This is a genomic window from Ideonella dechloratans (assembly GCF_021049305.1).
GTDB classification, from domain to species: Bacteria; Pseudomonadota; Gammaproteobacteria; order Burkholderiales; family Burkholderiaceae_C; genus Ideonella; species Ideonella dechloratans.
Window position 1 is genome coordinate 679,335 of sequence record NZ_CP088081.1, and the last position, 13,824, is coordinate 693,158.

Below are 13,824 nucleotides of genomic sequence, written 5' to 3' on the forward strand. Positions count from 1 at the left end.
GCGGCTTGCGCTTGGCTGTGGTCGGCGCGTCAGGTGCCGGCGGCTTCGCTCACCCGGCGTGCCAGGTGGGCCAGGGCCTCTTCCACCTGGTCCACCAGCACCAGGCAGAGGTCGCCCGGCTGAAGCCGCTCCAGCGCCGTGTCGATGGCGGTGAACTCGCCGTGGATCTCTTCCACATGGCTGGTGCGCGGGGCACCCTGCAGGCCCTGGCGCAGCAGGGCCAGCACCTCGCCGTCGGCCCGGCCGCGCTGGCAGGCGTCCTGGTAGAGGATCACATCGTCGAAGGCCTGACCCAGGATCTGGGTCTGCTCGCGGATGTCCTCGTCGCGACGGTCGCCGGCGCCGGAGATGACCACCGAACGGCGCTGGCCCGGCAGGGCCTCCACCGCCTGCACCAGGGCGCGCATGGCGTCCGGGTTGTGGCCGTAGTCGGCGATCACGGTGGCACCGCGGTAGTCCATCACGTTGAAGCGGCCCGGGGCATTGTCGGCATCGGCCACGAAGCTGGCCAGGCCGGCGCGGATGGCGTCCCAGCTCAGGCCGGCGCCCCAGGCAGCTGCCACGGCGGCCATCGCATTCTCGACCTGGAAACCGATGGCGCCCCCGCGGGTCAGCGGGATGTCGGCCAGGGCCACCGTCTCGCGCCAGTTGCCCTCGGCGGCGACGATGCAGCCCTCGTCCACAAAGACGCTGCGCTGGCCCTGGGCGCGGTGGGTGGCCAGCACCGGGTGGTGGCGGTCCGCCGCAAAGTAGATGACGCCGCCCGGGCAGGTGGGCGCCATCACCACGCAGTGCGGGTCGGTGGCGTTGAGCACCGCATAGCCCTGCGGGGCGACGTTCTGCACGATGACCCGCTTGAGCACCGTCAGGTCCTCGACGGTGGTGATGTAGTTCAGGCCCAGGTGATCACCGGCGCCGATGTTGGTCACCACCGCCACCTGGCAGCGGTCGAAGCCCAGGCCTTCGCGCAGGATGCCGCCGCGGGCGGTCTCCAGCACGGCGGCCTCCACGTCCGGGTGCATCAGCACATTGCGCGCGCTGCGCGGGCCCGAGCAGTCGCCCGAGTCGGTCTGGCGTCCGTCCACGTGCACGCCGTCGGTGTTGGTCATGCCCACCTTCAGGCCGCTGGCCGCGAACAGATGGGCGATCAGGCGGGCGGTGGTCGTCTTGCCGTTGGTGCCGGTCACGGCCACCACCGGGATGCGGCCGTCCTCGCCGGCGGGGAAGAGGTGGTCCACGATGGCCTCGCCGACCAGCCGGCCCTTGCCGAAGGAGGGCGAGAGGTGCATGCGCAGGCCGGGGGCCGCGTTGACCTCGACGATGCCGCCGCTTTGTTCCTCCAGCGGGCGGCCCACGCTCTCGCACACCACGTCCACGCCGCAGATGTCCAGGCCGATCATCTGGGCCGCGGCCACCGCGCGGGCGGCCACGTCCGGGTGGACCTCGTCGGTCACGTCGGTGGCGGTGCCGCCGGTGGACAGGTTGGCGTTGTTGCGCAGCACCACGCGCCGGCCCTTCTCGGGCACCGATTCGGGGGTCAGACCCTGCAGCTCCAGCCGGGCCACGGCGATCTCGTCGAAGCGGATCTTGGTCAGCGAGGTGGCGTGGCCGGTGCCGCGGCGCGGGTCGGCGTTGACCTCGTCCACCAGCTGGCGCACCGTCTGCACGCCGTCACCGATGACGTGCGGCGGATCGCGCCGGGCGGCGGCCACCAGCTTGTGGCCCACCACCAGCAGGCGGAAGTCGCTGCCGGGCAGGAACTTCTCGACCATCACATGGCCGATCTCCTCGGCCGCGCGGTAGGCGATCTCCAGGTGCGCGCGCGAGGCCACGTTGACCGTCACGCCCTTGCCCTGGTTGCCGTCCTGGGGCTTGAGCACCACCGGCAGGCCGATCTCCTGAGCCACTTCCCAGGCTTCGTCCACGCTGTCCACCGGGCGCCCGGTGGGCACCGGCACGCCGGCGGCGCTCAGCAGGGTCTTGCACAGGTCCTTGTCCTGGGCGATGGATTCGCTCACCGCGCTGGTGGAGTCGACCTCGGCGGCCCAGATGCGGCGGGCCTTGGCACCCCAGCCCAGCTGCACCAGCGAGCCGCTGGTCAGGCGCCGGAACGGGATGCCGCGGGCCACCGCGGCGTGCACGATGCAGCCGGTGGAGGGCCCCAGGCGGAGGTCCTCGTCCAGTTCGCGCAGCTCGTCGATGGTGGCGGCCACGTCGAAGCTGCCCTTGGCCAGCGCGGCCTGGATCAGCGCCTCGGCCGCGGCCAGGGCCTTGCGGCCCACCGCCTCCTCGCTGTACTGCACGACCACCTGGAAGGTGCCGCGCTCCACCGTCTCGGTGGTGCGGGAGAAGGTCACCGGGCAGCCGGCCTGGATCTGCAGCGCCAGGGTGGCCAGTTCCAGCACATGGGCCAGCGAGGCCTGGTCGGGCTGGCGGCGCAGCGGCCCCAGGGCCGGGAAGAGGGCGCGCAGGCGGGGCTCGAAATCCGGCAGCGTGGTCAGCGAATGCTCGGCCTCGCTGCAGGTGACGATGGCCTCGATGGCGGTGTGGCGGCTCCACAGATTGGGGCCACGGAGAGCGCGGATGCGGGAGATGTCCATGTTCGGGTCTTGTCCGACGTCGGTGGGCAGGGGACTCAGGCGAGCGGCTGCTCGAAGGTTTCGATGCCGGCGGCGATCAGCTCGGGCGAGATGCCGAAGGCCCAGGCCGTGGCCACGGCCGCCAGCAGGGCCTGCAGACGGGCCGGTCCGGCCGTTTGGCCCCGGCGATGCAGGATCTGACCCAGCTCGATCGCCCCTTGCTCGCTGCTGCCGCTGCGCAGGCTGACCCGCTGCCCGGTCATCACCGCGGCGCGGCCGCCCTGGCTCAGGTGGTCGGCCACGCAGGCGGGCAGGCCGTCGGCCCCCTCGCAGGCGTAGAACAGCACCTCGCCGTCGCACAGGCTGGCCATTTCGGCCACCCGTTCTTCGTTGCCGTTGAGCACGCCCACGCCATCGGAGAGCACCACGTCGATCTGGGTGCGCAGCACGCGGTAGAGCTGGTCGGCTTCGGTGATGTCGTGGTGGGCCAGGGCCTCGTGGCCGCCCAGGTCGGTCACCAGGCCGACCTGGCAACGGTCGTAGGGCAGGCCGTTGTCCAGGATCAGGGCTGCCGGGTTCTCGAACACGGCGGCCTGGGCCTCGCGGTTCATCAGCAGGCGGTGGCAGGCGTCCCAGTACTGCTTGCCGGCCTTCTCGGTGCGGCGGTGGCCCAGGAACAGGCCGTCGGCGCAGGCCAGGGCGGTGGGCCGACCGCTCAGGTGCACCAGACGGGCCACCAGCCGGGCGATGAAGGTGCAGTCGGCGCTGCCGGCCACGCCGACGATGGGGATGCGGCCGGGGTGGGGATCGTCCTCGTCCTCGGGGAAGAGGTGGGCGACGATCTGCTGGCCCACCGGACGGGGCGTGCCCTCGGCGGGCTTGAGGTGCATCAGCAGGCCGGGGCCGGCATTGACCTCGACGATGGCGCCGCCCTGCTCGGCCAGCGGCCGGCCGACGTCCTCGCAGACCAGGTCCACGCCGGCGATGTCCAGGCCCACGGCCCGGGCGGCCAGGCTGACCACATGGGCCACCTCGGGGTGGACTTCGTCGGTGCAGTCGATGGCCACGTTGCCGTTGCGCTGCACCAGCAGGCGCCGGCCGGCGGGCGGCACGTCGCCGGGCGCAAAGCCCTGGCGCTGCAGGTCCAGGCGGATGACCTCGTCCTCCTCCACGCTCAGGCGGTTGAGGGGGTGGTCCTCGGTGGTGCCGCGGCGCGGGTCGGAATTGATCTGGCTGTCGATCAGCTGCACCACGGTGCTCTTGCCGTCACCGGTGATCCAGGCGCTCTCGCCGCGGGCCGCGGCCACGACCTGGCCGCCCACCACCAGCAGGCGGTGTTCGTCGCCCGGGATGCAGCGCTCGACGATCACCTCGCTGCCATGGCTGTCGGCCAGGGTGAAGGCGGCCTCGATGTCGGCCTGCTGGCGCAGGTCCAGGGCCACGCCCCGGCCATGGTTGCCGTCGCTGGGCTTGACCACCACCGGCAGGCCGATGTCCTGGGCGGCCTCCCAGGCCTCGGCGGCGCTGGCCACGATCTGGCCCTCGGGCACCGGCACGCCGCAGGCCTGCAGCAGCATCTTGGTGAGGTCCTTGTCGCAGGCGATGTTCTCGGCGATCGCGCTGGTCAGGTCGGTCTCGGCCGTCCAGATGCGGCGCTGGCGGGCACCGTAGCCCAGCTGCACCAGGTTGCCGTCGTTCAGGCGGATGTGCGGGATGCCGCGCTCGGTGGCCGCCGCCACGATGCAGGCGGTGGAGGGGCCCAGGTAGCAGTCGTCGATGGCCTCGCGCACGGCGGCCACGGCGGCTTCCACGTCGAAGGGCTCGTCGTTGATGGCCGCCATCAGCAGGGCGTGGCCCTGGCTCAGCGCGGTGCGGCCGACCTGCTCGTCACGGGCGCGGAAGACCATGCGGTAGACCCCGCGCTGGGACACCGAGCGCGTCTGGCCGAAACCGGTGGGCATGCCCGCGCGGTTGAGCAGCTCGATCACGCAGTGTTCCAGGATGTGCCCGGCCCAGGTGCCCTCGCGCAGGCGCTGGATGAAGCCGCCCCGCTCGCCCACGCCGCAGTGGTGCTCCTCCAGGGCCGGCAGCAGCTTGAGCAGGCGGTCGTTGAAGCCGGGCAGCAGATGGGACGGGTGATCTTCCAACTCGCCGAGGTCCAGCCAGACCTCCATGGCGGGACGGTACGTCCAGATGTTGGGGCCGCGCAGGTAGGTCGTGCGCAACAGCTCGATGGCCTTTTTCTTGTCGCTCATGGGGTGGGAGGACGGAGGGAACGGACGGAAGGGAAATCGGCAGACTGTGGCTGCCAGATGACAATTGTGCGCCGGGTGGCGCGTTTGCAGCGTGGCGAGGGGCGGGAAGCGGAGCGGTTGGGCTTGGGGGGCGTGGCGGAATCGCCGAAAATCGGTTCACACCATGCACCACGCCCATCCAGAACAAGAGCAGCCCGCCGGAACGCCGGCGCTGGCCATGCCCATGCTGAACCCAGGGGAAAACGTCCTGGCCACTCTCACGGTTGACCTCACCGAGGACCAGCGCTTCGGCAGTGGCGAGCTGCGGCTGACGGACCGACGGCTGTGGGCGCGGGCCCATGGCGCCGCCGAATGGACGGCCCATCCCCTGGCGCCCGGTCTGCAGCTGCGCCACCGGGACCATGCCGGGGTGGGGACGCTGGAGCTGGTCTCGCCCACCGCCCGGCTGGCGCAGTGGCACTTCACCCTGGCGGTCAATGTGCAGGCCATCCGCTTCGCCCGCCGCTTCGAGCAGGTGATGGAGGCCCTGGTGACCGGCCAGGCCGCCGAGGGCGAGGACCCGACCCGCTGCCCGTCCTGCCACGCGCCCCTGCCGCCCGACAGCGACGAGTGCCCGATCTGCACCCGCGAGCTCAACACACCGCCCTCGACCTGGGTGCTGCTGCGGCTGTGGCGCTTCGCCCGGCCCTACCAGGGCACGCTGCTGGCGGGTTTCCTGCTGATGCTGGCCTCCACCGGGGCGACGCTGGTGCCGCCCTACCTGACCATCCCGCTGATGGACGAGGTGCTGATCCCCTTCCAGAACGGGCAGCAGATCGAGCCGCACTATGTGCTGCTGCTGCTGTCGGGCCTGCTGGGGGCGGCGCTGCTGGCCTGGGGCCTGGGCTGGGCCAAGACCTACCTGCTGGCGCTGGTGTCCGAGCGCATCGCCGCGGACCTGCGCACCACCGCCTTCGAGCACCTGCTGGGCCTGTCGCTGGACTACTTCGGCGCCAAGCGCACCGGGGACCTGATGGCCCGCATCGGCTCGGAGACCGACCGCATCTCCGTCTTCCTGTCGCTGCACGCGCTGGACTTCATCACCGACGTGCTGATGATCGGCATGACCTCGGTGATCCTGTTCTCGATCAATCCCTGGCTGGCCCTGGTCACGCTGGTGCCGCTGCCCTTCATCGCCTGGATGATCCACACCGTGCGCGACCGCCTGCGCACCGGCTTCGAGAAGATCGACCGCGTCTGGGGCGAGGTCACCAACGTGCTGGCCGACACCATTCCGGGTATCCGGGTGGTCAAGGCCTTCGCCCAGGAAAAGCGCGAGGCCACGCGCTTTCGCGAGGCCAACCAGGCCAACCTGGTCGTCAACGACAAGCTCAACAAGACCTGGAGCCTGTTCACCCCCACCGTGTCCCTGCTGACCGACATCGGGCTGCTGGTGGTCTGGGCCTTCGGCATCTGGCAGGTCAGCCAGGGCCAGATCACGGTGGGTGTGCTCTCGGCCTTCCTGGCCTACATCGGCCGCTTCTACGGCCGGCTGGATTCGATGAGCCGCATCGTCAGCGTGACCCAGAAGGCCGCGGCCGGCGCCAAGCGCATCTTCGACATCCTGGACCACGTCTCCAACGTGCCCGAGCCCACCCAGCCGGTGTCGGCCGAGGGCCTGCGCGGCGGGGTGACGATGCAGTCCATCGGCTTCCGCTACGGCACCCGCTCGGTCCTGCGCGGGCTGGACCTGACCATCCGCCCGGGCGAGATGATCGGCCTGGTGGGCCACAGCGGCTCGGGCAAGAGCACCCTGGTCAACCTGATCTGCCGCTTCTACGACGTCACCGAAGGTGCGATCCTGGTCGACGGCATCGACATCCGGCGCTTCAAGGTGGCCGACTACCGCCGCCACATCGGCCTGGTGCTGCAGGAGCCCTTCCTCTTCTTCGGCACCGTGGCCGAGAACATCGCCTACGGCAAGCCCGACGCCACCCGCGACGAGATCATCGCCGCGGCCCGCGCCGCTCACGCCCACGACTTCATCCTGCGCCTGCCGCAGGGCTACGACTCGGTGGTGGGCGAGCGCGGTCAGGGCCTGTCCGGCGGCGAGCGTCAACGCATTTCCATCGCCCGCGCCCTGCTGATCGACCCGCGCCTGCTCATCCTCGACGAAGCCACCTCGGCGGTGGACACCGAGACCGAGAAGGAGATCCAGAAGGCCCTGGACAACCTGGTGCAGGGCCGCACGACGATCGCCATCGCCCACCGCCTGTCCACCCTGCGCAAGGCCGACCGCCTGGTGGTGATGGACCGCGGCGAGGTGGTGGAGGTGGGCCCGCACGACGAACTGATGGCCCGCCAGGGCCACTACTGGCGCCTGTACGAGGCCCAGGCCCGCCGGGCCGAAGCCGACGAGGACGAGTCGGACCACGACGCGGCCCTGCTGGCCAGCCATCTGCCCCAGCCTGCTGCCCATGGCGCGACCCTCTGAGCGGGGAAAGACGCGATGACCCTGAACCCTTCCGAGATCCCCGAGTTTCAACTGCAGCGCAACGCCCTGGGCCGGCTGGTCTACACCGGTGCCGACGGCGTGGCCCACGAGGGCATCACCCCGGTGCGGGCCTTCCCGCTGTCGGCGCCCGACGAGGGCGTTTCCCTGGTGGCCACCACCGGGCAGGAACTGGCCTGGCTGCCCCGCCTGTCCCAGGTGCCGCAGGCCCAGCGGGCGCTGCTGGAGGAGGAACTGGCCGGCCGTGAGTTCATGCCGGTGGTCCAGCGCCTGCGCAGCGTCTCCACCTTCTCCACCCCCAGCACCTGGACGGTGGACACCGACCGGGGGCCCGCCACCCTGGTGCTCAAGGTGGAGGAGGACATCCGCCGCCTGCCTCAGCGCGGCCGTCTGCTGATCACCAGCGCCCACGGCATCGTCTTCCTGGTGCCCGATCTCAACGCCCTGGACCGCCATTCCAAGCGCCTGCTGGAACGGTTCCTGTAACGGCACGGGGTTTTCCCTGTCATTCGCTGCCGACAATCTCGTCGGCAGGGGCTGCTTTTGCTTGACAAATGTCTGGTGCCAAGAAAAGTGAGGGCTTTCTGCTCCTTTCTTTTCTCCTTGGCGTGCCGATGTCACACAGCACACTGAGTGCGTTGCTCTGTCGTCATGCCTGTACCCGCTTGGGTATCTGGGTGTGTGCCTCGGTCCCGGTGTCTGTGCCAGGACATCCAGAAAAAGGAAGCAGTCATGTTCCGATCCCTGACATTCAAGAAGAAGATCCTCGCCTTGGGCGGCACCGCGGTGCTGGCCATGGTGCTGATGGCCGTGCTGGCCCTCAACCTGGTTTCGCGCTACATCGAGGACGGCCGTCGCGCCGAACTGGTGGCGGTGGTGCGCGCGGCCCAGTCGCAGATCGATGGTTTCCGCGCCAAGGCCCAGGCCGGCAAGATGAGCGAGGCCGATGCCCAGGAGGCCGCCAAGGATGCGCTGCGCTCGATCCGCTACGGCGACAGTGGCAAGGACTATGTCTACATCTGGGATCTGGAGGGTCGCTCGGTGATGCATCCCTTCAAGCCGGAGTGGGCAGGGCAGTCCATGCTCGGCAAGATCCCCGATGGCGCAGGGGGCGATCTGATTGGCCGATTGGTCCAAGGGGTCAAGGACAGCAAGGACGGCACTGCCTTCGTGCTGGCCATGTTCCCCCGTCCCGGCCAGACCGTGGCGGTCGACAAGCTGCAGTACGTGTCCAAGATCGAGGGCTGGAACTGGCTGGTCGGCTCCGGCCTGTACATGGATGATCTGGCCGCCCAGGTGCGTTCGGCCGCCCTGCAGGCCGGAGCGCTGCTGCTGGTGCTGCTGGCGGTGGTGGGCGCGGTGGCCTACGGCGTGGGCCGCAGCGTGCTGAACCAGATCGGCGGCGACCCGGCCGATGCCCAGCGCGCCATGGACGAGGTGGCCCAGGGCAATCTGGCGGTGGCCCTGCCGCCGGCCGACAAGGGCAGCCTGATCGGAGCGCTGCACACCATGGTGGCTTCGCTGCGCGACACGGTGACCCAGGTGCACCAGTCGGTCGAGAGCATCTCGGTGGCCTCCCGCGAGATCGCCACCGGCAACGCCGACCTGAGCGCCCGCACCGAGCAGACCGCGTCCAACCTGCAGGAGACGGCCAGTTCGATGGAGCAGCTGACCGGCACCGTGCGCCAGAGCGCCGATGCGGCCCGCACCGCCAATCAGCTGGCGTCGTCCGCTGCCGGCGTGGCGGAAGAGGGCGGCCGGGTGGTCAACGATGTCGTGCACACCATGAACGACATCAACCACGCCAGCCAGAAGATCGCCGACATCATCGGCGTCATCGACGGCATCGCCTTCCAGACCAACATCCTGGCCCTGAACGCGGCGGTGGAGGCCGCGCGGGCCGGCGAGCAGGGCCGCGGCTTTGCCGTCGTGGCCGGCGAGGTGCGCAGCCTGGCCCAGCGCAGCGCAGAGGCCGCCAAGGAGATCAAGACCCTGATCGGCGCCAGCGTCGAGAAGGTGGAAACCGGTGCGCGCCTGGTGGGCCAGGCCGGCAGCACCATGGGCGAGATCGTCTCCTCCGTGCGCCGGGTGACCGACGTGGTGGGCGAGATCACCGCGGCGGCGGCCGAGCAGAGCCAGGGCATCGGCGAGGTCAACCTGGCCGTCACCAACCTCGACCAGATGACGCAGCAGAACGCCGCGCTGGTGGAAGAGTCGGCCGCGGCGGCCGAGAGCCTGCGCGAGCAGGCCCACCGTCTGTCCGAGGTGGTCAGCCGCTTCCGCCTGGGCCACGAGGCCGCGCCGCGTCCGGCCGCCGCCGCCCCGGTGGCCCCGGCCAAGCCGCATCAGTTCGCGGCGCCGAGCCCCCAGAAGCCGGTGGCCAGCGCCGCCAAGCCGGGGGTCCGGGCGGCCGTCAAACCGGTGGTCAAGCCGGTCGCGCCCGCGGCGACGCCGGTCCGCCCGGTCGAAGCCCCGGTCATGGCCTCGGCCGCAGCCGAGGACGGCGACTGGACCTCGTTCTGACACTCTGAGCGGGCAGGCGGGGCCAGACGGTCCCGTGCTCCCAGGTCCCGCCCCCGTGGGCCTGGGCTATGCTGGCTGCGGATCGCCCTGATGCCGCAGCCATGACCGTTTCCGACCCCACCTCGTCCGCCCCGCAGGGCCGTCCGGCCGATGTTCTGACGGCCCGCCTGGGCCGCCCCGACGAGGGCTGGCGGCGTCGGCTCTACACCGTCATCTTCGAGGCCGACACCCGGGCCGGCCGGGCCTTCGACCTGACGCTGATCGGCCTGATCCTGCTGAGCATCGGCGTGGTGATGGCCGACAGCGTGGTGGAGATCCGGGCGCGCCACGGCACCCTGCTGACGGTGCTGGAGTGGACCCTGACCCTGCTCTTCACGGCCGAGTACCTGGCGCGCCTGCTGTGTGTGCGCCACCCGCTGCGCTATGCGCGCAGCTTCTACGGCGTGATCGACCTGCTGGCGGTGCTGCCCACCTACCTGGCGGTGCTGGTGCCGGGGCTGCACGCGCTGATCGACGTGCGGGTGCTGCGCCTGCTGCGCATCTTCCGGATCCTCAAGCTCGGGGCCTATGTGGCCGAGTACGGCGCCCTGGGGGCGGCCCTGTGGGCCACCCGGCGCAAGATCCTGGTCTTCCTGACCTTCGTGCTGATGGTGGCCGTGGTGCTGGGCACCCTGATGTACGTTGTCGAGGGGCCGGCCAACGGCTTCACCAGCATCCCGGTGTCGATCTACTGGGCCATCACCACGGTCACCACCGTGGGCTTCGGGGACATCACGCCCAAGACCGATCTGGGGCGGCTGATCTCATCGATGATGATGCTGTTGGGCTGGGGCACGCTGGCGGTGCCCACCGGCATCGTCAGCGCGGAATTCGCGGCGCGTCGCGGCCAGGAGCCGACCACGCGCCACTGCCCCGACTGCCTCAGCGAGGGCCACCTGCCTTCGGCCCGTTATTGCCGCGATTGCGGGGCCCGCCTGCCCCCTTGGCAGCGCGATCCGTCCTGAACGGCGGCCGGTCGCCGTCGCGGCGGCCTTCCCGCGGTCCCCGGCTGTCCGGGCGCGGGCCGCGGCCCTCGTGGCGCATCTCGCGCGGCGGGGCTTCGGCCGCTTCCTGGCGGGCCTGGGCCAGCGTGGCCTGCAGTTGCTCGGGCGTCAGGCCCTTGAGCGCGCAGAAGTTCGCCTCGGTCAGCGTGGTCTTCTCGAAGTCGCGCAGCAGGTGGGCGCGGTCGCGCCGGGCCTGGTCCTCCTCGGCACGCCGGGCCTGGGTGATGGCGCGGCGCCGGGCCAGCTCGTCCAGGGCGGCCTGGCGGTGCTCGTCACTGACCGGGTCGGTGGGCTGGCCGTCCAGGTCCAGCCGGTGGCTGGCGCGGCTCAGGGCGATCAGGTAGCCGGTGCCACCGGTGTGGCGGCGCAGGAAGGCCGACAGCACGGCCTTGGTGAACACGCCGGGCGCCCGCGCCTGGATGTCGGCCTGCACGCGCAGCTTGAGCGGCTTGGGTGCGCCCGCGAACAGGGCCGGAAAGCGCTGCTTGAGCTGCTCGGCGCATTCGGCAGCACTCATCGCCGGCGCGGCGGCCACAGGGGCGGCCGGAGCCTCGGGTGCGGCCGCGACCGGGGTGTCCGCGACCGTGTCGCTGGGGGCCGGTGCAGCGGCAGAAGGGGCCAGGGCATCGGCCTCGGGCGGGGTCGGCTGGTCCGCCGCGGGCGGCGTGGGCATCGAGGTCATGGACATCGGGAAAAGAAGGACGAAGGCGTGATTGTGCCCATCCCGCCGGGCGCGGTCGAATGGGGGCCCTGCCGCCCGGCCCGGCGCCAGCGGTTCAGGGGGCCCGGACCTGGCCCAGGCGGGCCAACTTGGCTGCGTAGAGCGAGCGGTCCGCCGGGGTGTCGCCCAGCTCGGCGGCGCGCTGCAGATGGCGCCGTGCCTCGGGCAGGTCGCCCAGGGCCAGGTAGGCCTGGGCCAGCCAGGCCTGGGCTTCCAGGAAGTTCGGGTTGCGGTCGATCTCCTGCTGCATCTCGTCGCGGGTGCGGGGCCAGTTGCCGGCGCGTGCGGCCAGCAGGCCCTCCCGGTAGTGGGTGAAGGGGGCCAGGCTCTGCAGCCGGGCCAGCCGCGCCTGCACCGGCTGGGCCGCCTCGGGCCGCCCCTGGGCCTGCAGCAGCGCCACCAGGTTGCCCATCACCCGGGTGTCGTCCGGGGCCAGGTCCAGGGCCAGGCGCCAGGTCTGCTCCGCTGCGGTCGGCAATCCGCGGCGCTGGTAGACCACGCCCAGGGTGTTGAGGCTGGCGCTGCGCCGGGGCTCGGTGCGCACCGCCGCCCGGGCCCAGGCATAGGCCTCGTCCAGCCGGCCTTCCACCAAGGCCTCGGCCGCCCGGTTGTTCTGGTACATCGCGACGAGGGTGGTCTCGCCCACCCGGCGGGTGCGGTAGCCGCGCGCCCGGTCGCTGGGCAGGAAGTCCACCACCCGGGCCTGGCTCTCATCGCCCAGCAGCACGCCGGCGCGCTGGCCCAGCACCAGGTTGACATGGCCGCTGGCCACGATGAAGTCGCCCGACAGGCCCCAGCTGTCCTCGCCCAGCACCTCCTGGAAGCTGACCGACAGGCCCAGGTCGCGCGCCAGCGTGGCCGAGAGGATGACCAGGGACAGGCAGTTGCCGGCCCGGTCGCGGAAGGATTCGGCCGCGGTGCGGGTGTGGGCGGCGTCGTAGTCGAGCTTCAGGTAGCGCTGGCTGCGCAGGGCCTGGTAGAGGCCCTCCTGCCGACCTTCCATGTGCAGCAGCACGCTCAGGTCGCTGCGCAGGAAGTGGCGCATCTCCGGGGTCAGGGCGAAGAGGTCGCGGGCGCTGGTGTCCACGGCCACCGGTGCGAAGGCGGCATCCTCCCAGGGAGGGGAGGGGGGCGGGGCGGCTGGCTGGGATGCGCAACCGGCCAGGCCGACGCTGCCGGCCAGCAGCATGGCCCGCGCCGCCGCGGTGAGCCGGACGCGACCGTCCGGGCAGGCAAAGGACAGCCTCATGGTGTGCTCCTGCCGCGCCCGCCCTGTGCGGGCCGGACCATCGTAGGCCCCGGCCGTCCGGTGCGCAATCGGGGCGCCGCCCCGAGGTGTCAGCCGAAGGTGACCAGCACCGCGCTGTCGGTGGCGAACTCGGCCCAGGCCGGTGTTCCCGGTCGCAGGGTCGTTGCCTCGGCGTTCGGCACCGTGGCCTCCAGCGTCAGGCCGCCGCCCAGCTGCAGGGTGCAGGCGGTGTGGGTGCGTCCGGGCTGCAAGGCCATGAGCGTGCCGGCCAACCGGTTGCGGCCGGCCTGGCGCCGGGGCGCCTTTGCACGCAGCTGCACCCAGGGGGCCTTGACCAGGGCATAGAGTTCGTCGCCGACCTTGAGCGCCATCGACTTGGCCGAGGCCGGGGTGATGGTGGCCACGAACACATCGCCCTGGCCCAGGTCCAGGGCCACGTCCACCAGGCCGCCCCGGTCCGTCAGGCCCTGCACACGACAGGCCAGCTGGTTGCGCGCGCTGGTGCGCATGCTCATGCGGCGGATCAGCGTGCGCAGGGCCGGTGCATCGCCTTCCGCGGGCACCCCGGGCAGGCGGTCGAGGATGTCCTGCTGCGAACTCTCCATGGCGCGGTACAGGGCCACCAGCTGGCGCGCGTAGTCGGTCAGTCGGGTGCCACCGCCGCCCGCGCCGCCGGTGGCGCGCACCACCAGGGGCTCGGGCGCATGCTGGTTCATGGTGTCCAGCGCATCCCAGGCGGCCTTGTAGGACAGGGGCACCTCGCGCGCGGCCCGGTTGAGGGAGCCGACCCGGTCGATGGCCTCCAGCAGGCGGATGCGGCTTTCGCTGAGCACCGCGCCCAGCGGCGTCTGCAGCGAGATGCTGCCCTTCAGGGGCGGCTTGGCCGCAGGGCGGGCGGAACGTCGGGAAGAGGCCATGGGGATCGGGGATCTGTGCAAGCGTGCTCAGGGTTGGTCCGGCTGG

At 71.4% G+C, this 13,824-nt stretch carries 9 protein-coding genes; 4 read left to right on the forward strand and 5 right to left on the reverse strand.

What is annotated here, in order from left to right:
- Window positions 1–29 precede the first annotated feature (29 nt).
- Window positions 30–2,600 carry a cyanophycin synthetase gene (gene cphA, locus LRM40_RS03135; RefSeq protein WP_151123845.1) on the reverse strand — a complete coding sequence of 857 codons (2,571 nt, stop codon included), beginning with the start codon at window positions 2,598–2,600 and terminating at the stop codon, window positions 30–32.
- Between the two features lie 35 nt (window positions 2,601–2,635).
- Window positions 2,636–4,834 (reverse strand): cyanophycin synthetase, encoded by a 2,199-nt coding sequence (locus tag LRM40_RS03140; protein ID WP_151123844.1) that lies wholly within the window; start codon window positions 4,832–4,834, stop codon window positions 2,636–2,638.
- Window positions 4,835–4,997: 163 nt separating this feature from the next.
- On the opposite strand from LRM40_RS03140, the gene LRM40_RS03145 reads away from it, so the two are divergent.
- From LRM40_RS03145 to LRM40_RS03160, 4 genes are all read left to right on the forward strand, one after another.
- Entirely contained in the window at window positions 4,998–7,307 is a 2,310-nt protein-coding gene (locus LRM40_RS03145) for a cyanophycin metabolism-associated ABC transporter (protein WP_151123843.1), read from the forward strand.
- Between the two features lie 15 nt (window positions 7,308–7,322).
- A complete protein-coding gene (locus LRM40_RS03150; protein ID WP_151123842.1) occupies window positions 7,323–7,811 on the forward strand; it encodes a cyanophycin metabolism-associated DUF1854 family protein in 489 nt (162 codons plus the stop codon).
- A gap of 246 nt (window positions 7,812–8,057) precedes the next feature.
- A complete protein-coding gene (locus LRM40_RS03155; RefSeq protein WP_151123841.1) occupies window positions 8,058–9,848 on the forward strand; it encodes a methyl-accepting chemotaxis protein in 1,791 nt (596 codons plus the stop codon).
- Between the two features lie 101 nt (window positions 9,849–9,949).
- The gene (locus LRM40_RS03160; RefSeq protein WP_231067700.1) at window positions 9,950–10,852 is read left to right on the forward strand and encodes an ion transporter; all 903 of its coding nucleotides are present in this window, start codon (window positions 9,950–9,952) and stop codon (window positions 10,850–10,852) included.
- Here the strand turns inward: LRM40_RS03160 and LRM40_RS03165 are convergent.
- From LRM40_RS03165 to LRM40_RS03180, 3 genes are all read right to left on the reverse strand, one after another.
- Window positions 10,770–11,573 carry a ProQ/FINO family protein gene (locus LRM40_RS03165; RefSeq protein ID WP_231067701.1) on the reverse strand — a complete coding sequence of 268 codons (804 nt, stop codon included), beginning with the start codon at window positions 11,571–11,573 and terminating at the stop codon, window positions 10,770–10,772. The genes LRM40_RS03160 and LRM40_RS03165 overlap by 83 nt on opposite strands.
- A 94-nt stretch (window positions 11,574–11,667) precedes the next feature.
- Window positions 11,668–12,861, reverse strand: a complete 1,194-nt coding sequence (locus tag LRM40_RS21430; protein WP_151123839.1) for a tetratricopeptide repeat protein — start codon at window positions 12,859–12,861, stop codon at window positions 11,668–11,670.
- An 89-nt stretch (window positions 12,862–12,950) separates the two neighbouring features.
- The gene (locus LRM40_RS03180) at window positions 12,951–13,778 is read right to left on the reverse strand and encodes a TOBE domain-containing protein (protein ID WP_151123838.1); all 828 of its coding nucleotides are present in this window, start codon (window positions 13,776–13,778) and stop codon (window positions 12,951–12,953) included.
- Window positions 13,779–13,824 lie beyond the last annotated feature (46 nt).

Bases quoted from the DNA above. Each gene is read 5' to 3' on its own strand.
- LRM40_RS21430 (WP_151123839.1), bottom strand. From the start codon at position 12,861: ATGAGGCTGTCCTTTGCCTGCCCGGACGGTCGCGTCCGGCTCACCGCG.
- LRM40_RS03145 (WP_151123843.1), top strand. From the start codon at position 4,998: ATGCACCACGCCCATCCAGAACAAGAGCAGCCCGCCGGAACGCCGGCG.
- LRM40_RS03155 (WP_151123841.1), top strand. From the start codon at position 8,058: ATGTTCCGATCCCTGACATTCAAGAAGAAGATCCTCGCCTTGGGCGGC.
- LRM40_RS03150 (WP_151123842.1), top strand. From the start codon at position 7,323: ATGACCCTGAACCCTTCCGAGATCCCCGAGTTTCAACTGCAGCGCAAC.
- cphA (WP_151123845.1), bottom strand. From the start codon at position 2,600: ATGGACATCTCCCGCATCCGCGCTCTCCGTGGCCCCAATCTGTGGAGC.
- LRM40_RS03165 (WP_231067701.1), bottom strand. From the start codon at position 11,573: ATGACCTCGATGCCCACGCCGCCCGCGGCGGACCAGCCGACCCCGCCC.
- LRM40_RS03180 (WP_151123838.1), bottom strand. From the start codon at position 13,778: ATGGCCTCTTCCCGACGTTCCGCCCGCCCTGCGGCCAAGCCGCCCCTG.
- LRM40_RS03140 (WP_151123844.1), bottom strand. From the start codon at position 4,834: ATGAGCGACAAGAAAAAGGCCATCGAGCTGTTGCGCACGACCTACCTG.
- LRM40_RS03160 (WP_231067700.1), top strand. From the start codon at position 9,950: ATGACCGTTTCCGACCCCACCTCGTCCGCCCCGCAGGGCCGTCCGGCC.